Annotated in this window: 24 protein-coding genes; 23 read left to right on the top strand and 1 reads right to left on the bottom strand. The window is 66.6% G+C overall.

Features of this window, described 5'->3' with window-relative positions; all coding sequences use genetic code 11:
• Positions 1-14 precede the first annotated feature (14 nt).
• From ACTQ49_RS14125 to pheT, 15 genes are all read left to right on the top strand, one after another.
• The gene (locus tag ACTQ49_RS14125) at positions 15-146 is read left to right on the top strand and encodes a DUF3090 family protein (RefSeq protein WP_441828478.1); all 132 of its coding nucleotides are present in this window, start codon (positions 15-17) and stop codon (positions 144-146) included.
• 16 nt (positions 147-162) lie between these two features.
• Complete coding sequence (locus ACTQ49_RS14120; protein WP_441828471.1) at positions 163-888, top strand: SCO1664 family protein; 726 nt, start codon at positions 163-165, stop codon at positions 886-888.
• Positions 889-931: 43 nt separating this feature from the next.
• Positions 932-2,182, top strand: a complete 1,251-nt coding sequence (mshC, locus tag ACTQ49_RS14115) for a cysteine--1-D-myo-inosityl 2-amino-2-deoxy-alpha-D-glucopyranoside ligase (protein WP_441828470.1) — start codon at positions 932-934, stop codon at positions 2,180-2,182.
• A 103-nt stretch (positions 2,183-2,285) separates the two neighbouring features.
• On the top strand, positions 2,286-2,552 hold the full coding sequence (locus ACTQ49_RS14110) for a phosphoribosyl-ATP diphosphatase (RefSeq protein WP_441828469.1): 267 nt from the start codon (positions 2,286-2,288) through the stop codon (positions 2,550-2,552).
• A 93-nt stretch (positions 2,553-2,645) separates the two neighbouring features.
• Positions 2,646-3,506, top strand: a complete 861-nt coding sequence (hisG, locus tag ACTQ49_RS14105; protein ID WP_441828468.1) for an ATP phosphoribosyltransferase — start codon at positions 2,646-2,648, stop codon at positions 3,504-3,506.
• Positions 3,507-3,511: 5 nt separating this feature from the next.
• A complete protein-coding gene (locus tag ACTQ49_RS14100) occupies positions 3,512-3,973 on the top strand; it encodes a PH domain-containing protein (RefSeq protein WP_441828467.1) in 462 nt (153 codons plus the stop codon).
• Positions 3,974-4,088: 115 nt separating this feature from the next.
• Positions 4,089-4,571, top strand: coding sequence for a hypothetical protein (locus ACTQ49_RS14095; protein WP_441828466.1), 483 nt, complete (start codon positions 4,089-4,091; stop codon positions 4,569-4,571).
• 23 nt (positions 4,572-4,594) lie between these two features.
• Complete coding sequence (locus ACTQ49_RS14090; RefSeq protein ID WP_441828477.1) at positions 4,595-5,125, top strand: SseB family protein; 531 nt, start codon at positions 4,595-4,597, stop codon at positions 5,123-5,125.
• Between the two features lie 262 nt (positions 5,126-5,387).
• Positions 5,388-6,074: a translation initiation factor IF-3 gene (infC, locus tag ACTQ49_RS14085; RefSeq protein WP_441828476.1), complete on the top strand. Its 687-nt coding sequence runs from the start codon at positions 5,388-5,390 to the stop codon at positions 6,072-6,074.
• 109 nt (positions 6,075-6,183) lie between these two features.
• Positions 6,184-6,390 carry a 50S ribosomal protein L35 gene (rpmI, locus tag ACTQ49_RS14080; protein WP_441828465.1) on the top strand — a complete coding sequence of 69 codons (207 nt, stop codon included), beginning with the start codon at positions 6,184-6,186 and terminating at the stop codon, positions 6,388-6,390.
• Positions 6,391-6,522: 132 nt separating this feature from the next.
• Positions 6,523-6,894, top strand: a complete 372-nt coding sequence (rplT, locus tag ACTQ49_RS14075; RefSeq protein WP_441828464.1) for a 50S ribosomal protein L20 — start codon at positions 6,523-6,525, stop codon at positions 6,892-6,894.
• A gap of 70 nt (positions 6,895-6,964) precedes the next feature.
• Positions 6,965-7,768, top strand: coding sequence for a TrmH family RNA methyltransferase (locus tag ACTQ49_RS14070; RefSeq protein WP_441828463.1), 804 nt, complete (start codon positions 6,965-6,967; stop codon positions 7,766-7,768).
• 62 nt (positions 7,769-7,830) lie between these two features.
• Positions 7,831-8,250 carry a DUF2500 domain-containing protein gene (locus ACTQ49_RS14065; RefSeq protein WP_441828462.1) on the top strand — a complete coding sequence of 140 codons (420 nt, stop codon included), beginning with the start codon at positions 7,831-7,833 and terminating at the stop codon, positions 8,248-8,250.
• 206 nt (positions 8,251-8,456) lie between these two features.
• Positions 8,457-9,569, top strand: coding sequence for a phenylalanine--tRNA ligase subunit alpha (gene pheS / locus ACTQ49_RS14060; RefSeq protein WP_441828461.1), 1,113 nt, complete (start codon positions 8,457-8,459; stop codon positions 9,567-9,569).
• Complete coding sequence (gene pheT / locus ACTQ49_RS14055; RefSeq protein WP_441828460.1) at positions 9,566-12,091, top strand: phenylalanine--tRNA ligase subunit beta; 2,526 nt, start codon at positions 9,566-9,568, stop codon at positions 12,089-12,091. The genes pheS and pheT overlap by 4 nt, the downstream gene beginning before the upstream one ends.
• Positions 12,092-12,178: 87 nt before the next feature.
• Here pheT and bioB read toward each other — a convergent pair whose 3' ends face one another.
• Positions 12,179-13,222 carry a biotin synthase BioB gene (gene bioB, locus ACTQ49_RS14050; protein WP_441828475.1) on the bottom strand — a complete coding sequence of 348 codons (1,044 nt, stop codon included), beginning with the start codon at positions 13,220-13,222 and terminating at the stop codon, positions 12,179-12,181.
• A 115-nt stretch (positions 13,223-13,337) separates the two neighbouring features.
• Between bioB and ACTQ49_RS14045 the strand changes: the two genes are divergently transcribed.
• The 8 genes from ACTQ49_RS14045 to tyrS all read left to right on the top strand — a co-directional run bounded on the left by ACTQ49_RS14045 (position 13,338) and on the right by tyrS (position 21,804).
• On the top strand, positions 13,338-13,898 hold the full coding sequence (locus tag ACTQ49_RS14045; RefSeq protein ID WP_441828459.1) for a TetR family transcriptional regulator: 561 nt from the start codon (positions 13,338-13,340) through the stop codon (positions 13,896-13,898).
• Positions 13,899-13,926: 28 nt separating this feature from the next.
• Positions 13,927-14,973: an N-acetyl-gamma-glutamyl-phosphate reductase gene (gene argC, locus ACTQ49_RS14040; protein ID WP_441828458.1), complete on the top strand. Its 1,047-nt coding sequence runs from the start codon at positions 13,927-13,929 to the stop codon at positions 14,971-14,973.
• A 41-nt stretch (positions 14,974-15,014) separates the two neighbouring features.
• Positions 15,015-16,187 (top strand): bifunctional glutamate N-acetyltransferase/amino-acid acetyltransferase ArgJ, encoded by a 1,173-nt coding sequence (argJ, locus tag ACTQ49_RS14035; RefSeq protein WP_441828474.1) that lies wholly within the window; start codon positions 15,015-15,017, stop codon positions 16,185-16,187.
• A complete protein-coding gene (gene argB, locus ACTQ49_RS14030; RefSeq protein ID WP_441828457.1) occupies positions 16,184-17,197 on the top strand; it encodes an acetylglutamate kinase in 1,014 nt (337 codons plus the stop codon). The genes argJ and argB overlap by 4 nt, the downstream gene beginning before the upstream one ends.
• Positions 17,198-17,268: 71 nt before the next feature.
• A complete protein-coding gene (locus ACTQ49_RS14025) occupies positions 17,269-18,432 on the top strand; it encodes an acetylornithine transaminase (protein WP_441828473.1) in 1,164 nt (387 codons plus the stop codon).
• Positions 18,429-18,920: an arginine repressor gene (locus ACTQ49_RS14020; protein WP_441828456.1), complete on the top strand. Its 492-nt coding sequence runs from the start codon at positions 18,429-18,431 to the stop codon at positions 18,918-18,920. The genes ACTQ49_RS14025 and ACTQ49_RS14020 overlap by 4 nt, the downstream gene beginning before the upstream one ends.
• Before the next feature lie 148 nt (positions 18,921-19,068).
• A complete protein-coding gene (argH, locus tag ACTQ49_RS14015; protein ID WP_441828472.1) occupies positions 19,069-20,484 on the top strand; it encodes an argininosuccinate lyase in 1,416 nt (471 codons plus the stop codon).
• Between the two features lie 57 nt (positions 20,485-20,541).
• Entirely contained in the window at positions 20,542-21,804 is a 1,263-nt protein-coding gene (gene tyrS / locus ACTQ49_RS14010; protein ID WP_441828455.1) for a tyrosine--tRNA ligase, read from the top strand.
• The last annotated feature ends 606 nt before the right edge of the window (positions 21,805-22,410 follow it).

The raw sequence follows: 22,410 nt of genomic DNA, 5'->3' as shown, positions 1-22,410 counted from the left end.
GGGTTCAGGGTTGTGTGTGGGCGCGCCGGGCGGGGGCTGGGCGCGCCGCCCGCCGGCCTGCCTGCCCCTTCTGTTCCCAGCCGATCAGTCCCGAGGGCCACATCTGCCCACGGGCCAATGGCTACCGCCACCCCCTCTTCCTGTGATCCGGCGGCACGAGGGATGACGATGGAGCTGGTGGGAAGGCTCACCGAGGCGTCTAATGCCACCTTCCTCGCCACCATCGACGGGCGACCGGTCGTGTACAAGCCGACGGCCGGAGAGGCCCCGCTGTGGGACTTCCCCTCGGGCACCCTGGGGCGGCGGGAGGTGGCGGCGCACGAGCTCAGCCGCGCCGCAGGCTTCGAGGTGGTGCCCCGTACTGCGTGGGTGGAGGACGCCCCGCTCGGCCCAGGGTCTGTCCAGGACTGGGTGGAGAGCGACGGGGACGAGCTGGCGGACCTGGTGCCTGCCGGGGAAGGGCCGGCCGGCTGGTTCCCCGTCGTCTCCGGAATCGACCCGGCTGGAAACGCGGTGGAGCTGGTGCATGCCGACCATCCCGCCCTGCGTCGGCTCGCACTGTTCGACGTTCTGGCCAACAATGCCGATCGCAAGGCTGACCACGTGATCAGGCAGGGTGAACGGGTCTTCGGTGTCGACCACGGTGTCAGCTTCCACGCCGAGCACAAGTTGCGCACGATTCTGTGGGGCTGGGCGGGCAGCGCGCTGGAGCCTGACGAGATTCGCCTCGTCAGCGCCGCGCGGGAGGTCGCCCGTGGCGCTCTCGGTGCCTGGCTGGGCGACGACGAGGTCACGGCCGTCGAGGAGCGGGCCGAGGGCTTGCTGCGCTTGGGGCGGTTTCCCCATCCGGAACCCGGCCTGCCGGCAATTCCCTGGCCACCGATCTGAGCGCTGTCGCCGTTGGATTGTCCGGGCCGATAGCGTGTGCACCATGAAGGCATGGTCAGCACCCGTCGTCCCGCAGTTCGAGCTTGAGAGTCCACTGGCTCCCCAACGTCTGCGCGTGCATGACACATCGCGCGCCCAACTGGTGGAGGCTGGTCCGGCCGAGGGAACCGCTCGCATGTATGTCTGCGGCATCACTCCCTACGATGCCACCCACCTGGGGCACGCGAACACCTATGTCACCTTTGACCTGCTGAATCGGGTCTGGCGTGATCTTGGGCTTCAGGTCAACTACGCCCAGAACGTCACGGACGTCGACGATCCGCTGCTCGAGCGTGCCCAGGCCACCGGTCAGGACTGGACCGAGCTCGCCGAGGACCAGACCCAGCTCTTCCGCACTGACATGGAAGCGCTGCGGGTGCTCCCCCCGGACAACTACATCGGCGCCGTGGAGTCGATCCCGGAGGTCGTGGCCCTGCTCGAGTCGATGAAGCAGACCGGCACCATCTACCAGCTCGACGATCCTGAGCATCCCGACTGGTACTTCACCTGTTCCGAGGCGCCCGGCTTCGGCCAGGTGGGCGGTCTGCCGGAGTCGGACATGATCACCCGTTTCGCGGAGATGGGGGGTGACCCGGAGCGTCCGGGAAAGCGTCACCCGCTCGACTGCCTCGTCTGGCGGATGGCGCGCGAGGGCGAGCCCGCATGGGAATCCTCCTTGGGGCTCGGGCGGCCCGGTTGGCACATCGAGTGCACGGCCATCGCCCTGGACCATCTGGGCGCCCACTTCGACGTGCAGGGTGGTGGTTCTGATCTGGCCTTCCCGCACCACGAAATGTGTGCCGCCGAGGGGACCGTCGCGACGGGGGAACCCTTCGCCGCCGCCTATGTGCACTCCGGCATGGTTGCGTTGGACGGGGAGAAGATGAGCAAGTCCAAGGGCAACCTGGAACTGGTGAGCCGCCTGCGCAACCAGGGTCACGACCCGATGGCCATCCGCTTGGCCCTGCTGGGCCACCACTACCGCAGTGACTGGGAGTGGGATCCTGAGGACCTCGCCCGCGCGGAGGTTCGTCTGGGCCAGTGGCGCGAGGCAGTGGAGCTGACCTCGGCACTCGACGTGCGACCCGTGATCGAGAAGGCGCGGATGGCTCTGCGCACGGACCTGGACGCGCCCACGGCCCTTGGATTGCTCGACGGATGGGCCCAGGCCAGCCTGACCATCGGCGGCGACGACACGGAGTCGCCCGCCCTCGTGCGTGACTTCGTCGACGCGGTGCTGGGAGTCGCACTGTGATCGACCTGACTGGTCCGTCAGCACAGCCGCCGTTCGGGCGCGCCGTCTGTCCAGCGCAGCCGACGCAGTGGGTGCCGGTGCCGCGAATGGATAGGGTGAACGCGTGAGCAAGTCATTCGAGGAACTCTTCGCCCAACTGCAGCAGACCGCCCTGGAACGTCCTGAGGGGTCGGGAACCGTCAAGCGTCTGGACGCGGGAGTGCACGAGATCGGCAAGAAGATCGTCGAGGAGGCGGCCGAGGTCTGGATGGCCTCCGAGTTCCAGTCCCGGGACGAAGCGGCGGAGGAGATGAGCCAGCTCATCTACCACGTCCAGGTCATGATGATCTCCCTCGGCCTCGAACTCGACGACATCTACCGCTACCTCTGACCGGGGGGCCTTTGGCCCGTCGCGGGTCAGCCACTGAGCCCTCGTTCGCGGCCATCAGCGCCGCCAACCTGAACCAGCAAGGAGTGTTTCCGCATGACGCAAGACCAGCTGTTGAAGATCGCGGTGCCGAACAAGGGCGCCCTGTCCGAGGCTTCGGCTCAGATGCTGCGTGAGGCGGGCTACCGGCAGCGCTCCGACAGCAAGGAGCTCGTTCTGGTCGATGCCGAGAACCACGTCGAGTTCTACTACCTGCGTCCGCGCGACATCGCGGTCTACGTGGGGGAGGGAACCCTGGACGTGGGCCTGACCGGCCGGGACATGCTCCTCGACTCCGGTGCCGACGCCGATGAGGTCATGGCGCTCGGTTTCGGTCGCTCGCGCTTCCGTTTTGCCGCCCCGGCGCAGGAGGAATGGTCCGTCGAAGCCCTGGCAGGCAAGCGCATCGCCACCTCCTACCCGGGTCTGCTGCAGTCCTACCTGGCCGAGCGCGGCATCGAGTCCCGGCTCATCAAGCTGGACGGTGCCGTGGAGTCGGCGATCCGCCTGGGCGTCGCGGACGCCATCGCGGACGTGGTCGAGACCGGGACCACTCTGCGCAAGGCTGGTCTGGAGCTCTTCGGCGACCCGATCTGTCACTCCGAGGGCATCATGATCCAGCGGCGAGGCGACGTGCCGCAGGACCTTCTGGAACTGCTCAAGCGACGCCTCTCGGGTGTGCTAGTGGCGCGCAACTACGCCATGGTGGACTACGACGTTCCCGCCGAACACCTGGACGAGGCGACGGCGCTGACTCCCGGTCTGGAGAGTCCGACGGTCTCCAGACTGGCCAAGGAGGGCTGGTTCGCCGTGCGCGCGATGGTGCCGCGCCGTGATGCCCAGAAGATGATGGATGACCTCTGGTCGGTGGGGGCCAAGGGAATCCTGTTGACCGACATCGCGGCATGCCGGTTGTGAGTGACATGTCCACACAACTTCCCCTGCGTTTTCGTTCCCAGCCCGCACTGCGGATGGGCGCGGCGATGAGTGCCGCCCTGGTCGTCTTCTCCTTGGGCCTGTGGGTTGCGTTGGGTCCGGAGCTCCGCCAGTTGTTCACCCCGCCCCAGATCGGGACACTGGTCTTCTTCCTCGCCTTTGGCGTGGCCATGATGATGTCGATCGGGATGAGCACCATCACCGTGGACGAGTCAGGTGTGCGGGTGCGCAATGCCGTCTTCACCAGGCATCACGAGTGGGATGAGGTGCTCGGCGCTCGTCTGGGCGAGGGCGACCCGTGGGCCTACATCGTGCTCAAGCCCACCCCAGAGCATCCCGAGGGGCGCCATCACATGGCCCTGGCCATTCAGCGCGCTGAAGGAACGGCCGCGGAGGAACATGTACGTCAGCTGAACGAGGCGATCCAGGAGCACCGCGCCGCTGTTTGAGGTGAAGTGAGTGACGTGGACCGGTCATCTGGGAGCTGCCCCGGGGACGCGCACTCCGTGGCTGCACGATTGGGGCAGGCTGCGCGGGGTCTTCCGGCTGTGCCAGAGTAGGGGCATGCCTTCCATGTCTGTGCTCGTGCTGCTGGGGACCATTGCCCTGGGGCTCCTTGTCCTTGTGTGGACTTTCGTCCGGTGGTCGATGGGGCAGGGCGCCCGCGTGCTCCTGCGGGGCATCGGCACCATCTTGGTCCTGGTGGGCATGTACGTCACCGGGCTGGCGCATCTGGCCGGCAACGGCATCCGCTCGATCATTGACTGGGCCCAGCGCACACCCATGGACACGCCGATGATGATCGGACTCGGGATTGCGGGCACCGGTCTGCTCTTCTGGCTGATCGGGACCGTGGTGCGTCCGCACGGCAAGGAGCAGGCACGGGCCACCCGCGCATCCCGCAAGGGGGCGAGCGCTCCCGTCAGCAGCTCCGCACCGGCTGGTCGGCCGGTTTCTCCCACCGGAGCCTCCAAGGCTCCGGCTGGCGGGCTGGCTGAGGAGGACGAGGAGATCGCGGCCATCCTGGATCGCCGAGGCATCAAGTGAGCAGCAGTTCACGGAGGGACCAGGTGGGGCACGGCCAGCGGCTTGCCCAGCCGAGTTCCGCCTTCCAGGGCGACCGCGGCGAAGCCGACCCTGCGGTGCGCTCCGCGATCGCATCGGCCAGTGACCAACTGGGGTACCTGCGAGCCGTGGCCGCCCTGTGCTCCTCACGGCTGCTGATGCCCATCGTCGCGAGTGGTGATGATTCCATGGACGGGCCGGACCCTGGCCGACAGGCCGAGATGGCGGCCGTGAGCGTGACGAATGCGTCAGGGGAACGCGCGCTGCTGGCCTTCACCGGGATCGACGCGCTGACGGCATGGCGCCCTGACGCTCGTCCCGTGCCCTGCACGCTGGATGACTTGGCGGCCACGGTCACCGAGGCAGGGGCCTCGCACCTGCTCCTCGACGGGGCCGGTCCAGTGCAGTTCGTGGTGGGGCCGGACCTCCTGCAAGAGCTCGCACAGGGTCGCAGGCTCGTGGAGATCGAGCCAGGTGAGTTCGGTTGGATGTTCGTCGATGCGCAGGCCGTCGATCCGCAGGCCGACGGGGCCTGATTTCGCATCCGCGCCGCGGATCCTCTATCATTGACGGGATCGATCGTGCCATTGTGCGCTGATCGCCCAAGTGGAGGCCTGACCTCCCACCTGCTCCGGGTCCAGCTCGGCAGGTCGGTACCAGCTGCAGGGTGCCCTCCCATGAGGGCATCTCGTGCGGCGTGTCAGGCTTCCGCTCGTGCGGAGGCCTTTTTTGGTTCCAGCGGACGCTGGTCTGGTCGAGCAAGCCTTTCCATCCTGATTCTCAAACCTTGGAGGACCCATCAGCAACGAACCTCGCATCAATGAGCGGATCCGTGTCCCGGAAGTCCGTCTGGTCGGCCCTGCCGGCGAACAGGTGGGCATCGTCAAGATCGAGCAGGCACTCCAGCTCGCTCGTGAAGGCGACCTGGACCTGGTTGAGGTGGCACCGATGGCCCGACCGCCGGTTGCGAAGCTCATGGACTACGGCAAGTTCAAGTACGAGAACGCCCAGAAGGCCCGTGATGCGCGTCGGAACCAGACGAACACCATCATCAAGGAGATGAAGCTTCGTCCCAAGATCGACGAGCACGACTACGAGACCAAGAAGGGTCACGTCGTCCGGTTCCTGAAGGCTGGCGACAAGGTCAAGATCACCATCATGTTCCGCGGTCGCGAGCAGTCTCGTCCCGAGCTGGGACACAACCTGCTCAAGCGTCTGGCTGACGACGTGGCCGAGTTCGGCTTCGTCGAATCGGCTCCCAAGCAGGACGGGCGCAACATGCTGATGGTGCTCGGGCCGACGAAGAAGAAGACCGAGGCTCGTGAAGAGGGCAAGGTCGAGCGTGATCGTCGCATGGCAGAGCGCAAGGCAGCCCAGGAGGCCGAGCGCCAGGCCGAGGCCGAGCTGCGTGCGGCACACAGTTCTGACGGGCCGAAGAAGAAGCGCGGCCCGGCCGACAACATGGATCCCGACATCGATCTGTGACACAGACCCCGACATTCCATCCGGAATGTCATGCAGAACCGGGCAACCGGTTCACCCGCCGCAGCAGGCTGCGACGGGCCACCTGAAGAAGATGAATGGAGCGGCAACCATGCCGAAGATGAAGACGCACTCCGGTGCCAAGAAGCGCGTGAAGGTCACGGGCAGCGGCAAGCTCACGCACCGTCAGGCCGGCAAGCGCCACCTGAACGAGCACAAGCCGACCACCCGCACCCGTCGTCTCTCGACAGACAAGGCGCTCGAGGGTGCCGATGCGCAGAAGATGCGCAAGCTGCTCGGCAAGATGAAGGGCCGCTGATCCGTCCTGCTGGCTCGTCCAGCACCTCCGGACCAGTCCGGACCTCCCCGCCGCCGGCAGTTGCGGCACCACGCACTTCGGCCCAGCGACCCACGTCGTGAATCGGACCGGCACAACCACAAGGAGTAAGACATGGCACGCGTCAAGCGTTCTGTGAACGCGCAGAAGAAGCGCCGCGAGATCCTCGAGCAGGCCTCGGGCTACCGTGGCCAGCGCTCGCGTCTGTACCGCAAGGCCAAGGAGCAGGTCCTCCACTCGATGACCTACTCCTACAACGACCGTCGCAAGAAGAAGGGCGACTTCCGTCAGCTCTGGATCCAGCGCATCAACGCTGCTTGCCGCGCTGAGGGCATGACCTACAACCGTTTCATCAACGGCCTGAAGAATGCTGGCGTCGAGGTGGACCGCAAGATGATGGCCGAGCTGGCCGTCAGCGACCCGAAGGCCTTCGCGGCCCTGGTCGAGATCGCCAAGGCCAACCAGCCCCAGGCCACCGCCGCCTGATCGGTCCCGGTCGCCGGGCGGCCATGACCGCCCTCGCCGTCACCGCGCAGTTCTGCGTTAGTGTTTCGGCATGACTTCTGACGAGCCGAGCGTGCTGCCCCTGATCTCCCGGGGGCAGCAGCGCTCGGCTCGTCGTCTTCTGGCCCGTCGAGAGCGGGACGAACAGGGTCTCTTCCTGGCCGAGGGGGCCCAGGCGGTCCGGGAGGCGCTGCGTCGACCGGAGCTCGTGGAGGCTGTCATCGTCGACGACGTCGAGTCCCACGCAGATCTTCTGGCGATGGCCGACGAGCAAATCTGCTGGCGGGCCCATCCTGACGACATGTTCCAGCTGAGCGATACCGTCACTCCCCAGGGTGTGGTGGCCATCTGCCGGCAGGAGTTGGCGCATCTGGACGAGATCGTGACCCCGAAGCTCGTGGTGGTGTGCGCCCAGGTGCGTGATCCGGGCAACGCCGGCACGGTGATTCGTTGCGCTGATGCCTTCGGGGCCGACGCCGTGGTCTTCACCAAGGGTTCTGTGGAGGTCTTCAACCCCAAGACCGTGAGGGCGACGGTGGGCAGCATCTTCCACCTGCCGATCGTCGTGGGGGTGGAGATCGCCGACGCTGTCACGTGGCTGCACCAGCAGGGCCTGCAGGTCCTTGCCGCTGATGGCGGGGGAGTGCACCTCGACGAGCTGGGCGACGCGCTGGCCCGCCCGACGGCCTGGATCATGGGCAACGAGGCCTGGGGGCTGCCCGAACGTGAGCGCAGCCTTGCGGACAAGGTGGTCGGCGTTCCGATGTGGGGTCAGGCGGAGAGCCTGAATCTGTCTACGGCTGCCGCCGTCTGTCTCTATGCCACCGCGAGCGCCCAGCGTCGCACGGCGCTGTGACCAAGTGGCCTGAGCTGCGGGATCCTGCTGCGTGGTTCCCCCTGTGGGTCTAGCTTTCCTGCATGGATCCCAACTTCCCCGGCCCGCTCTTCGACTCCTTCGGAATCATCTTCGCGGTGGTCGCGTCGTTCGTGCTGCTCGGCTTCGTGCTCGTCTTCGGGGCAATCATCTGGCGTGCTGTGAGGTATGCCCGCGCCACTCCAATGCACGGGGTGGCCACCTGCGTCGCCAAGCGGACCGAGGTCTCTGGCTCGGGTGGCGGAATGAACGCGAGCACCGGGACCATGGACATGGCGCACAGCTCGACGACCTATCGTGCGACCTTCGAGCTGGAGGACGGCCAGCGGATGGAACTGCTGCTGGATGGGCGGCAGTACGGGATGCTCGCCGAGGGGGACCGTGGCATCCTCAACTGGCGCAGCGACGTCTTCCAGGGATTCCAACGAAATCCGGAATCTCGGCGAGGAATGATCAGCGGCTGATCGGACGGCTGCCCATGCCTCCGTGGGTGGCTGATAGTCTCGCCCCATGCTGGCACGTCGATTTCTGAGCCCCCGGCCGGGTGATGGTCGCGGGGAGGCTCATCGGCGGGGAGACGCCGGCTAGTCCGCGAAGTCCTTGGTCCGGGGGAGTCGTCCCGAGACCACCCGCGGGCACGTGATGCCCCACCCCACGAGAAGAGGAGCCCATGAGCGGCCCGAACACGAACTATGACCCGGTCCAGGTGACGCCACTCAAGGCCGAGCAGATCGACCAGATGGTGGCCGAGGCACTGGCGGCCATCGAGGCCGCTGGCACGACCGTGGAACTGAAGCAGGCGCGCATCGACCACAACGGGGATCGCTCGCCGATCGCGCTGGCCAATCGAGAGATCGGTGCCCTGCCGCCGCAGGCGCGCAAGGAGGCCGGTGCCCGCGTGGGCAAGGCGCGCGGAACGATCAACCAGGCTGTCACAGCCAAGGAGCAGGTGCTGGCGGCTGCCGAGCTGGAGGCACAGCTTGCGGCCGAGACCATCGACATGACGCTGCCCGTGGTGCACCAGCCGGTTGGAGCGCTGCACCCGGTCACTGCGCTGATGGAGAAGATGGCCGATGTCTTCGTCTCGATGGGTTGGGAGGTCGTCGAGGGGCCCGAGGCCGAGGCCGAGTGGTACAACTTCGACGCGCTGAACCTGCACCCGGAGCATCCCGCGCGAGCGCTCCAGGACACGTTGTGGATCGATCCCGTCGAGAACGGAACCCTGTTGCGCACCGCCACGAGCCCGGTGCAGATCCGCACCCTGCTGGAGCGCGACCTGCCGGTCTACATCGTCAGCCCCGGCAAGGTCTTTCGTGCCGACGAGTATGACGCCACCCACCTGCCGGTCTTCCACCAGATTGAGGGCCTGTGCGTCGACAAGGGCATCTCCATGGCCCACCTCAAGGGCACCCTGGACCAGTTCGCCAAGGCGATGTTCGGCGACGACATCCGCACCAGGATGCGTCCGCACTACTTCCCGTTCACCGAGCCCAGCGCCGAGGTCGACGTCGAATGCTTCGTCTGCCGCGGAGCCAGCGTCGGTGACCCGTCGCGGCCCTGTCGCACGTGTCGCAGTGAGGGCTGGATCGAATGGGGCGGCTGTGGCGTGGTCAATCCGCGAGTGCTGGCCGCCTGCGGAATCGACACGGAGGTCTACTCCGGCTTCGCGTTCGGCATGGGCGTCGACCGCAGCGTCATGACTCGCAACCAGGCGCCCGACCTTCGCGACTTCGTCGAGGGTGACATTCGTTTCAGCCGTTCTCTGATGGGAGGAGCCCGATGAAGGCCCCCGTTTCCTGGCTTCGTGATCTCGTCAACCTCCCCCAGGAGGCCACGACCGAGGCGCTCGCCAACGCCCTGACCCGTGCGGGACTCAACGTGGAACGCATCGAGACCGTCGGTGGCGACGTGACGGGTCCGGTGGTCGTGGGACGCGTCCTGCACTTCACGCCGGAGAAGCAGAAGAACGGCAAGACCATCAACTGGTGCCGAGTGGACGTCGGCCCCGAGCACAATGATCCGGCCAGCACCCTGGAGGACGGCACGGAGCTCGCCGCCGGACGCGGGATCGTCTGCGGCGCGCACAACTTCGCCGAAGGTGACCTCGTCGTGGTGGCGCTGCCCGGATCCGTCCTGCCGGGAGACTTCGCCATCGCCGCCCGCAAGACCTATGGCCATGTCTCTGACGGCATGATGTGCGCGGTCGACGAGTTGGGTCTGGGCGAGGACCACGCCGGCATCATCGTCCTGCCCGACTCGATCGACGGACATGCCGTGGTGCCGGGCATGGAGGCCATGCCTCTGCTGGGCGGTGGCGATGAGGTGCTCGACATCGACGTGACCCCGGACATCGGGTACTGCCTGAGCATGCGCGGTCTGGCACGCGAGGCCGGGCAGGCCTTCGGTGTCCGCGCGATCGATGCCTACGCGTTGCCCAGGCCGGAGGCTCGCGTGGAGGGGCACCCGGTGCGCATCGACAGCCCGAACTGCTCGAGCTTCGTCGCTCTCACCGTGACCGGCGTGGACCCGTCGGCGGCCAGCCCGCAGTGGATGGTCCAGCGACTGGAGCGCAGCGGCATGCGTTCCATCTCGCTGCCGGTCGATGTCACCAACTACGTGATGCTTGAGTCCGGACAGCCCCTGCACGCCTACGACGCGGACCAGCTCCAGGGCGAGATCGTGGTGCGTCAGGCGCAGCCGGGAGAGAAGCTGGTCACTCTGGACGGAGCCACCCGCGAGCTGGTGGCCGACGACATGCTCATCACGGATGGTTCCGGCCCGATCGGCCTCGCCGGGGTCATGGGGGGCCAGAGCACCGAGGTGACCGAACAGACGCGCAACATCGTCCTGGAGGCGGCACACTTCGATCCGCTGACGATCGGACGCATGCACCGGCGGCACAAGCTGCCCAGTGAGGCCTCGCGTCGTTTCGAGCGTGGCGTCGATCCGGCGCTCGGCCATGCCGCCGCGCGCAAGGCGGCCCAACTCCTGGTGGACTTCGGGGGCGGCGAGCTGGCACAGGGTGAGACGATCAGCGGCGGTGTCCCGGAGATGCCGACGCAGCACATCTCGGCTGATCTGCCCGCTCGGATCCTGGGCACCGCTGTGCCCAGGGAGCAGGTCATCGACATCCTGACCGCCTCCGGTGTCAATGTCACCGCGATGGGTGATTCGCTGACCCTCGTTCCGCCCACGTGGCGACCCGACCTGGTGGATCCCTACGACTATGTGGAGGAGATCGGTCGAAAGATCGGCCTCGACACCATCGAGGGCATCGTGCCGCAGGCACCGCTGGGTCGAGGTCTGAGTCCCGCCCAGCAGGGGCGCCGGGCTGCCTTGCGCGCCGTGGCCCAGCTGGGTTTCGTGGAGCTGATCAGCCTGCCCTTCGTGGCCCAGTCCGACGTCGTCAAGATCGCCCCGGGAGAGGACGACCCGCGTCGGAACCTGGTGAAGCTCGCCAATCCGCTCGATGACACGCATGCGCACCTGCGCCCGAGTCTGCTGCTGGGTCTCTTCCAGGCAGTGGCCCGCAACACCTCCCGCAGCCAGGAGGATCTGGCTCTCTTCGAGGCCGGTCGAGTCTTTCTGAAGGGCGATCCGTCGCCGGCTCCGCGTCCCGACGTGTCGCGTCGTCCCTCCGACGAGGAGATTGCGGCGCTGGAGGCGGCTCTGCCGGAGCAGCCGACCATGCTCGCGGGAATCGTCACGGGCAACTGGGTGGGGGCCGGTTGGAATGGGCCCACCGTGCCCGCCGACTGGACCCATGTGGTCGCCCTGGCGGAGGCTGCAGCGGCGGCGGTGGGCGTGACGATCACACGTCGCAATGCCCAGATCACGCCTTGGCACCCGGGACGCTGTGCGGAATTGCTGGTGAACGGCGAGGTGATTGGCGCCGCCGGGGAGCTGCACCCCAGCATCGTCAAGGAGTTCGGCCTGCCGGCGCGCACCTGTGCCGTCGAGCTGGATCTGGATCGGCTGGTCGAGAGCGCGCCCGCGAGCGGCACCATCAGCTCTCTGTCCAGCTTCCCGCTGGCCAAGGAGGACGTTGCGCTGGTGGTCGATGAGGCGGTGGCTGCCGAGGATGTCCGTCGCGCGCTGGTCGATGGTGCAGGTGAACTCCTGGAGAGCTGCCACCTGTTCGACATCTACCGTGGTCCGCAGGTGGGTGAGGGCAAGAAGTCCTTGGCCTATGCCCTGCACTTCCGCGGTGCGGACCGCACGCTGAAGGACACCGAGACCGCAGCGGCTCGCGATGCGGCCGTGGCCGTCGCGGCCGAGCGTCACGGGGCGGTCCAGCGGACCTGACATCGCAGGGTCCGCGCCCTCGACGCCCAACGGGGCCCATCCTCCTTCAAGAGGATGGGCCCGGGCGGTTGCTCGCCAGCCGTGACCTCAGGCGTTCGGGGCCAGCTGTGTGCCGGCTCCGCGGCGTCGAATGGGCACCTGGGCGTGCTCCAGACCATCTGCCGCGGGGGACTCCTGACCCTCGACGACGAAACCGGCGTCGGCCAGCATCTTCAGGTCGTCCTGCCCGGACTGTCCCTCGCTGGTGAGGTAGTCGCCCAGGAAGATCGAGTTCACCAGTTCCAGGGCAATCGGCTGGAGGCTGCGCAGGTGCTGCTCTCGTCCTGCTGCGGCGCGAACCTCGGTGTCCGGGTGGACCAGGCGAACCATGGCGAGGATGCGCAGGCACTCCAGGGGCTGGAGTATTCGCTGTCCTTCGAGAGGGGTGCCGTCGAAGGGCAGCAGGAAGTTGACCGGGACGGAGTCCACACCCATCTCGCGAAGGGCGAAGATGGCCTCCACCAGCTGCTCATGGCTCTCACCCATGCCCGCGATCAGGCCGGAGCACGGCGACATGCCGGCGCCCTTGACCGTCTCGATGTTGTCCGTGCGGTCCTGATACGTGTGGGTGGTGCAGATGTCCGTGTAGTGGCTCTCGGCCGTGTTGATGTTGTGGTTGTAGGCATCGGCGCCGGCGGCGCGCAGCTTCTGGGCCTGCTCCTCGGTGACGAAGCCCAGGCAGGCGCACACCTCCACCTCTGGGTGGGCGTCCTTGATGTTCTCGATCATGCCCGCCACCTTGTCCGTCTCCCGATCCGACGGTCCGGTGCCGGAGGCCACCATGCACACGCGCTTGACGCCACTGGCCAGACCGGCGGCCACCACGTCCTCCACCTGCTCGTCCTTCAACCAGGTGTATTTGAGGATGTCGGCCTGTCCGCCCAGACGCTGCGAGCAGTAGCCACAGTCCTCCGCGCAGATGCCGCTCTTGAGGTTGACCAGGTAGTTGAGCTTGACCCGGTTGCCGAAGAACTTGCGACGGACCTTGCTGGCGGCGGCCACCAGGGCGAAGACCTCGTCATCGGGGCAGTGCAGGATCTCCAGGGCCTGCTCGGGGGTGATGGACTCGGCATTGAGTCCGGCGCGTGTCATAGAGTCGAGGTCCACGATTCCTCCGGTTCGGGGTGGTCGACGGGAAGCAGTTGAACAGTGTTCAATGAACACCCACACGCTAGCGTGTGGGCGGTTCTGGTGAAAGTGGGTGCCGATGTCCCTGGATCGCGACGAGGTGGTCGACGCTGCCGTCCGAATCCTTGATGACTACGGATTGGGCGACCTCTCCATGCGCAGGGTGGCCGATGTGCTCGGTGTGAAGGCCGGTGCCCTCTACTGGCACGTCGCCAACAAGCAGAGCCTGCTCGCGGCCGTTGCGGACCGCGTGCTGGCTGAGCTGGCGGTGGTGGATGTGGATGCGGAACCCCATCAGGCCCTGACTGGCTGGGCCCACGACCTGCGTCGGGTGCTGCTGGCGCACCGTGACTCCGCAGACCTGGTGGCGACCGCCCTGGCGTCGGGCCTGTGCCAGCATGACCCACTGGCCGGCGTGGCGGCTGTCCTGGCGCGCCACGAGCCTGCCGAGCGCGCGGACTGGGGTGCCCGCGCCCTGCTCCATCTGGTGCTGGGGCACGTCGCGGAGGAGCAGAACGTCGCGCTGTTCGCCCAGCTGGGCAGTCTGGATGTCGTGCCGGGTGGGCAGGACGCCGCCTTCACCCACGCCGTCACGGCGCTGGTCTCCGGTCTGCTCGCCCTGACGACATTGAAGGAATAGTTATTCCATCTGTGGCATAGTTATGCCTATGACGTTCACAGTGGCAGTCGCCGGGTGCACCGGCTATGCCGGGGGAGAGGTCCTGCGCCTCCTCCTCGGCCACCCCGAGATCACCATCGGAAACCTCACCGCGGGCTCCAGTGCCGGCTCCCGTCTGGGCGAGCACCAGCCCCATCTGGTCCCGCTGTCCGATCGCGTGGTCCTGCCCACCACCGCCGAGAACCTGGCGGGTCATGACGTCGTCTTCCTGGCGTTGCCGCACGGCACCTCCGGCCCCGTGGCAGAGCAGATTGCCGCCCAGCCCGGTGGTGCGGACGTGTTGGTCATCGACTGTGGCGCCGACTTCCGGCTCGAGTCCGCCGAGCAGTGGGCCAAGTACTACAAGTCCGAGCATGCCGGCACGTGGCCCTACGGATTGCCGGAGATGCCCGGGCAGCGTGAGCTGCTGCGCGGTACCAGGCGGATCGCGGTCCCTGGCTGCTACCCGACCACCGCGACGTTGAGCCTCCTGCCGGCCCTCACCCAGGGGCTGGTTGACGGCAGCGACGTGGTCGTCGCCGCCGCCTCCGGTTCGTCGGGGGCGGGCAAGGCGCCGAAGCCGAATCTGCTGGGTGCAGAACTGTTCGGGTCCGCCAGCGCCTATGGCGTCGGGGGAGTGCACCGGCACGTGCCGGAGCTGCTGCAGAACTTCGGAAAGCTCGGTGCCGCCACCCCGTCGGTCAGTTTCACTCCGCTGCTGGTGCCCATGGCCCGTGGCATCCTCGCCGTAGTCACCGCCCCGGTCAAGCAAGGGATCACGGCCGACGAGGTCCACGAAGCCTACGTCGCAACCTATGCCGACGAGCACTTCATCCATGTGCTGCCGCAGGGCCAGTGGCCGCAGAGCCAGCACATCGTGGGCAGCAATGCGGTTCATGTGCAGGCGACGCTGGACGCCGACGCCGGCCGCCTGGTGGCGGTGGGCACCCTGGACAACCTGTGCAAGGGCACCGCCGGCGGGGCCATCCAGTCCATGAACATCGCCCTCGGTCTCGACGAGGCCACCGGGCTCACCACGATCGGAGTTGCGCCGTGAGCAGTCTTCCTGAACATCTCAGTGACACCTCGCTGGCCACCATCCAGGTCGACCGCTCCGGCAGTGTCACCACGCCCAAGGGCTTCCTGGCGGCTGGCCTCGCGGCAGGCATCAAGGCGAGCGGGAACCGAGACCTTGCCCTCGTGGTCAATGAAGGACCGCTGCTGGATGCGGCTGCCGTCTTCACCAGCAACCGAATCTTCGCGGCGCCGGTGGAGTGGAGCCGCGGGGCCTGCGCCGACGGCGTGCTGAAGGCCGTGGTGCTGAACTCCGGCGGCGCCAACGCCTGCACCGGGCAGGAAGGCCTGGCCGATTCGGCCAAGACCGCCGTCCAGGTGGCCACCGGCCTCGACTGTCCTGTTCGCGACGTCGCCGTGGCCTCCACAGGACTGATCGGTGTCCGGTTGCCGATGGACAAGCTCCTGCCAGGAGTGGACAAGGCCGTCGCAGAGCTCTCGCCGCAGGGAGGTCCCGATGCCGCCCAGGCGATCATGACCACAGACACGGTTCGCAAGATGGCCAGTTGGACCAGCCCCGACGGCTGGTCGATCGGAGGCATCGCCAAGGGTGCGGGCATGCTGGCCCCCGCTCTGGCGACGATGCTCGTCGTGCTGACCACGGATGCCGACATCAAGCCGCTGGCCCTGGATCGTGCATTGCGACAGGCGACCGGGGTCTCCTTTGACCGGGTGGACTCCGACGGCTGCCAGTCGACGAATGACACGGTCGTGCTGATGTCGTCGGGAGCCAGTGGCCAGGCGCCCGATCCTGAGGAGTTCACCACTGCGCTGGCTGCCGTCTGCCGCGATCTGGGGCTCCAGCTGCTGGCCGATGCGGAGGGTTCGGCACACGACATCGCCGTCACGGTGAAGGGCGCGGCATCCCTGGAGGATGCCCTGGATGTGGGGCGGTCCATCGCCCGCAACAACCTGTTCAAGTGCGCAATCTTTGGCAATGACCCGAACTGGGGCCGGGTGCTGGCGGCCGCCGGCACCACCCGGGCTGCCTTTGAGCCCGAGAGGCTCGACGTGTGGTTCAACGGTGTCGAGGTCTACCGCCAGGGCGCCATCGGGGAGGACCGCAGCCTGGTGGATCTGTCCGCGCGTCAGGTGGACGTGGTGGTCAACCTGAACCACGGTGAGCACGAGGCCACCGTCTGGACCAATGACCTGACGTACGACTACGTCAAGGAGAATGCGGAGTACTCCTCATGAGTCTGTCTCGCAAGCATGACGTGGAGGCCCTGGTCAGCAAGGCCAGCACCCTGATCGAGGCACTGCCGTGGCTGGCCCAGTACGCCGGCAAGGTCGTCGTGATCAAGTACGGCGGCAATGCCATGATCAACGAGGAGCTCAAGCGCGCCTTCGCCGAGGACATCGTCTTCCTGCGCCGGTGTGGTGTGCGCCCCGTGGTGGTGCATGGCGGCGGTCCGCAGATCTCCTCGATGCTCAAGCGGCTCGACATCACCAGCGAGTTCCGTGGTGGCTTCCGGTACACCACCCCCGAGGCCATGGACGTGGTACGCATGGTCCTCGTTGGGCAGGTTGGCCGTGAACTGGTGGGGCTGATCAACCAGCACGGCCCCTTCGCCGTCGGCATGTCCGGTGAGGACGGTGGTCTGTTCACCGCGAAGCGGCGAGGCACCATCGTCGACGGTGAAGATGTTGATCTTGGACTGGTGGGTGATGTGGCCAAGGTCAACCCGGCTTCTGTCCTGGACCTGATCGAGGCGGGCCGGATTCCCGTCGTGGCCACGGTCGCCCCCGACAAGGACGGTGCCGTGCACAATGTGAACGCCGACACGGCGGCCGCGGCGCTGGCGGTGGCTCTCAAGGCCGAACGCCTGGTCATGCTGACCGACGTCGAGGGACTCTACGCCGACTGGCCCGATGAGGACTCGATCATCACCCAGATCACCGCCTCGGAACTGCAGGAGATGCTGCCCAGTTTGGAATCCGGCATGCGCCCCAAGATGGAGGCATGTCTGCGGGCCGTCCAGGGCATGGTCCCGCGCGCCACGGTCATCGACGGGCGCGTCCAGCACAGCCTCCTTCTGGAGGTCTTCACCAATGACGGTCTCGGCACGATGGTAGTAGCCGACCCTGGCAAGCAGGTCGGCAAGGTAATAGCCGACCCTGGCAAGCAGGTCGGCAAGGTAATAGCCGACCCTGGCAAGCAGGTCGGCAAGGTAATAGCCGACCCTGGCAAGCAGGAGCGCAAGTGAACCAGCTCATTCCAACCACCGACCAGCAGTCGTCCGGACAGACCGAACTCCTGGGCCGCTATGGCGACGTGATGATGAACACCTTCGGCGCCCCGAAGCGGGTCTTCGTGCGCGGTGAGGGCGTCCATGTCTGGGATGCCGATGGAAAGCGATACCTGGACCTGCTCAGCGGTATCGCCGTCAACGCATTGGGGCACGCGCATCCAGCAGTCCTGTCCGCCATCACCAGCCAGTTGGCGACACTGGGCCACGTCTCGAACTTCTTCGCCACCCCGTCGCAGATCGCGCTGGCAGAGAAGCTGGCGGCGATTGCCACGGTGAACAGTCCTGATCTGTCGGCCAAGGTCTTCTTCACCAATTCCGGCACCGAGGCCAATGAGGCGGCCTTCAAGGCAACCCGCCTCACCGGCCGTACCCGTATCATCGCCATGGACGGGTCCTTCCACGGCCGCACGATGGGGGCGCTGGCCATCACGTCGAGCGAGAAGTACCGCAAGCCCTTCGAACCGCTGCCCGGGGACGTGACCTTCGTCCCGTACGGCGACGTGGAGGCCTTGCGGACGGCCGTCGACGAGACGGTGGCGGCCGTGGTCATGGAGCCGGTGCAGGGTGAGAACGGCGTCATCCCAGCTCCCGAGGGCTACCTGGCCGCCGCCCGCGAACTCACCAGCAAGTACGGAGCACTGCTCTGGTTCGACGAGGTCCAGACGGGCATGGGACGCTGCGGCACCTGGCTGGCCAGCGAACCCAGCGGTGTTACGGCAGACCTGGTCACCATGGCCAAGGGCCTGGGCAATGGCTTCCCGATCGGGGCCTGTATTGCCACGGGCGCCGCCGCTGGCCTGTTCACCCCCGGTTCGCACGGCACCACCTTCGGGGGCAACCCGGTGGCAGCAATCGCCGGCCTGGCCGTTTTCGGCATCATCGAACGCGACGGACTGCTGCAGCACGTCACCCGGATGGGCGAGCACCTGGCGGAGCAGGTGATGGCCCTCCAGCACCCCGCCGTCGTCGAGGTTCGGGGCTCTGGACTGCTGCGCGGGATCGTGCTGACAGACGAGCGAGCGCCCGCGGTCAACGACGCGCTGCTGGAGGCAGGCTTCATCACCAATGCGCCACGGCCCAATGTGTTGCGCGTGGCGCCGCCCCTGATCACCACGGCCGAGCAGCTCGACGGGTTCGTGGCCGCGCTCCCCGCCGCCCTCGACGCGGCTGGCCCGGGGACACCGGCGTGACCAGTCGAGCGAGTAGGCAGGCCAGGATCCTGGCTCTGGTGGAGTCCCGTGAGGTCTCCAGCCAGAACGAGCTGGCCGACCTGTTGGCGGCAGAGGGCATCTCGGTCAGTCAGGGGACACTCAGCAAGGACCTCCTGGAGATCGGCGCCGTCCGGATCCGGGGAAGCAAGGGAAATCTGGTGTACGCCGCGCCCGGAACGGACACGGCCCCCGATGCCGGCGGGCTCGAGGCGCGGCTCGCCAGACTCACCCAGGAAGTGCTGCTGGGCGCCGACGCATCCGCAAACATGGTGGTCCTGAGAACACCTCCCGGCGCCGCCCAGTATTTTGCCTCAGCCATCGACAAGGTGGCCTGGAGCTCCATCCTGGGGACGATCGCCGGCGACGACACAGTCCTGCTCATTTCTCGAGACCCCAAGGGTGGCGCGGCCCTCGCAGCCCGCTTCATGGAGATGGGTGGGGGAGGCGCCACCGGCCCCCAGCCGTGAGTGAATCCGGCCATTCGGGCGGCGAGACAGCTGCCCCGAGCCCTTGGAGAGGGGCATGCCCAGCCACACCACCGGTCGCTACGATCGTGACGAACCACAGAACAGAGGAGAATCCGTGAACAGCAAGCACGAGGGCCACGCCGAGGGGATGCTCTGGGGTGGTCGCTTCGCCGGCGGGCCGGCTGAGGCCATGTTCGCCCTCAGCAAGTCGACCCATTTCGACTGGCGGCTTGCTCGTCACGACCTGGCCGGATCGGTGGCGCATGCGCACGCCTTGTATCGCGCCGGGCTGCTGACCGACCAGGAGCACACGGATCTGGTGGCGGGCATCGCCACGCTGGACCGGATGGTCGTTGCGGGAGACTTCCTCCCCGCAGAGACCGACGAGGACGTCCACGGTGCCTTGGAGAGGGGCCTGATCCAGGTCGTCGGGCCGGAGCTGGGTGGCCGCCTGAGGGCGGGCCGCTCGCGCAATGACCAGATCGCCACCCTGGTCCGCAGCTACCTCCGCGAGGAATTGCGCACCATCGCCGACGAGGTTGGCGCCGTCGTGGAAGCCCTCCACGGCCAGGCCAGTCGCCACCTGGGCGACCCGATGCCTGGACGAACCCACCTCCAGTCGGCCCAGCCCGTCCTGCTCTCGCACCACCTGTTGGCGCACGCATGGCCGCTCCTGCGCGACCTCGACCGGATTGCCGACCTCGACAAGCGCTTGGCGATCTCTCCCTATGGCTCAGCCGCACTGGCCGGAACGTCCTTGGGGCTTGACCCGTCGGCAGTCGCACGCGACCTCGGCTTCGAGGCGTCGGTCCCGAACTCGATCGACGGTACGGCCGCCCGTGACCTGGTGGCCGAGGCCGCCTATGTGCTGGCGCAGATCGGCGTCGACCTCTCCCGGGTCAGTGAGGAGGTCATCCTGTGGTCCACCGTGGAGTTCGGCTTCGCCAAACTCGACGACGCCTGGTCCACCGGCTCGTCGATCATGCCGCAGAAGAAGAACCCGGACGTCGCCGAGCTCGCGCGTGGCAAGGCGGGACGCCTGGTGGGGAACCTGGCGGGCCTGATGACCACGCTCAAGGGACTGCCGCTGGCCTACAACCGTGACCTGCAGGAGGACAAGGAACCGCTCTTCGACGGTCTGGACCAGTTGCACATGTTGCTGCCTGCCATGGCTGGCATGATCTCGACCCTGCAGTTCCAGACCCAGCGGATGGCCGAGCGGGCGCCCCAGGGCTTCAGCCTTGCAACGGACATTGCGGACTGGCTGGTGCGCCAGCGTGTTCCCTTTGCCCAGGCCCATGACATCTCCGGCAAGACCGTCCAGTACTGCGAGGCACGCGGCATCGAACTCTTCGACCTGACCGCCCAGGACCTGCCCGCCATCGATGACCATCTCGCACCGGACGTGCTGGAGGTCCTCAGCGTCAGCGGCTCGATCAATGCTCGCGACGGACGGGGCGGCACGGGGGAGGCCCCGGTGCGTGCGCAGCTCGACGAATGTCTCTGCGTCCTGGAGGAGATTCGAGGTCGCCTGGCAGGTTGGGAGCCCGTGCGGGCCTCATGACGACGGCCGGCGGAACGTCGCTCACCCCCGGACGGCACGTGGACTAGGGTGTAGCGCGTGAATGCCGTACTGGATGAACTGAAGTGGCGGGGACTGGTGTACCAGTCCACTGACGAGGCCGCTCTCGCGGAGCACCTCGACCAGGGGCCGATCACGGGCTATATCGGATTTGATCCTTCGGCCCCGAGCATCCACTTCGGCAACCTCGTCCAGCTGATGGTGTGGCGTCGGCTGCAGGAGGCTGGACACAAGCCGCTGCTCCTCGTCGGTGGGGCCACTGGCCTGATCGGTGATCCGCGCATGTCGAGTGAGCGCAACCTCAACCCCAAGGACGTCGTCGAGCAGTGGGTCGAGCGGATCCGCGCGCAGGTCAGTCGGTACGTCAGCTTCGAGGGCTCCAATGCTGCCGAGGTGGTCAACAACTACGACTGGACCAAGAACCTGTCCACGCTGGACTTCCTGCGCGACGTGGGCAAATACTTCAGCGTGAACCGCATGCTGGCGCGTGATGTGGTGGCCAGCCGTCTGGAGTCCGGCATCAGCTACACCGAGTTCAGCTACATCCTTTTGCAGTCGCTGGACTACCGCGAGCTCTACCGGACCAAGAACTGCACCCTCCAGACGGGCGCCTCGGACCAGTGGGGCAACATCTCCTCCGGTGTCGAGTTGATCCGACGCAGCGACGGCGGCAAGGTGCACGGACTCTGCACCCCGCTGCTGACCAAGGCGGATGGAACCAAGTTCGGCAAGACCGAATCCGGCACCGTGTGGCTGGATCCGGAGATGACCTCCCCGTACGCCTTCCACCAGTTCTTCCTGAACGCCGAGGATGCCAAGGTCATCGACTACCTCAAGGTCTTCAGCGATCGCGACCACGACGAGATCGACCACCTCGAGCACCTCACCCAGACGGAGCCCTTCCGACGTGCGGCGCAGAAGGCGCTCGCCGACGACATCACGGACCTGGTGCATTCGGTCGCCGAGCGAGAGGCCGCAGTGAACGCTGCCCAGGCAGCCTTCGGCAGGGGAGAGCTCAGCGCTCTGCCGCCAGCCACGGTGCAGGCGCTGATGAAGGAAGTCGGAGCCGCCACGGTGGAGGGAACCGAGCTTCCGACGATCGTCGACGCTCTGGCTCTCGCTGGCGTCGTGCCCTCCAAGTCGGCCGCTCGTCGTGCCGTGGACGAGGGCGGTGCCTACCTGAACAACGAGAAGATCACTGATCCGGAACGACGGCTGACCGCCGATGACCTGCTGGCCGGCAAGTACGTCCTGTTGCGGCGGGGGAAGAAGACGGTCGGTGGTCTGGAGATCATCGTCTGATACATCCGTCCCTGACAGGCTGACAACGCAGATCGTGCTGTGGTGAAGATCACTGCGGCACGATTTGCACGTCCGCTTGGGAGTGTCTAATGTGTTCCAAGCCTCGTCGGTGAGACGGCGGTCGGAGAAGCCAGAAGGCGAACCCGAACAGCCCAACCGAGGGGAACCACACATCGACAACCTTCTGAAGGTGCGCACTCAGTGGCGCTCTGGAGGGATGTTGTGGTGTCTGGGAGGGTTGGTCGGATGTGGATTTGACCTCATCCGGGTAACCATCTAAAGTAGTCCGAGTCGCCAAAAACGCGACAAGTGCTACTGAAGGATGAAGGTTGCGCAACGAATTGCGCTTCCTGCATTTGGATTCACGAAAGATTCGATTGGACATGAATCGATCGAGGGTCTAGAGTAGGACGAGTCGCCACAAGCGACTGGAGGGAGCTCCTCGGAGTCTTCAACCTGCAGAAAGTGTTCAGCTTGACGCTGAAAAATTAAGCAGGTAAGGTTGGTCGAGTCGCCCCAAGCGGATCTCTTCGGAGGGATGTGCGGGTCGCGCCCGGATCTTGAGAACTCAACAGCGTGTCTAAAGTCAATGCCTATTTTTACCCG

It is taken from the genome of Luteococcus sp. Sow4_B9, from assembly GCF_052116585.1.
Classification (GTDB): Bacteria; Actinomycetota; Actinomycetes; order Propionibacteriales; family Propionibacteriaceae; genus Luteococcus.
The sequence above is the reverse complement of the archived record's forward strand: the minus strand, read 5'-3'. Positions and strand labels throughout refer to the sequence as shown.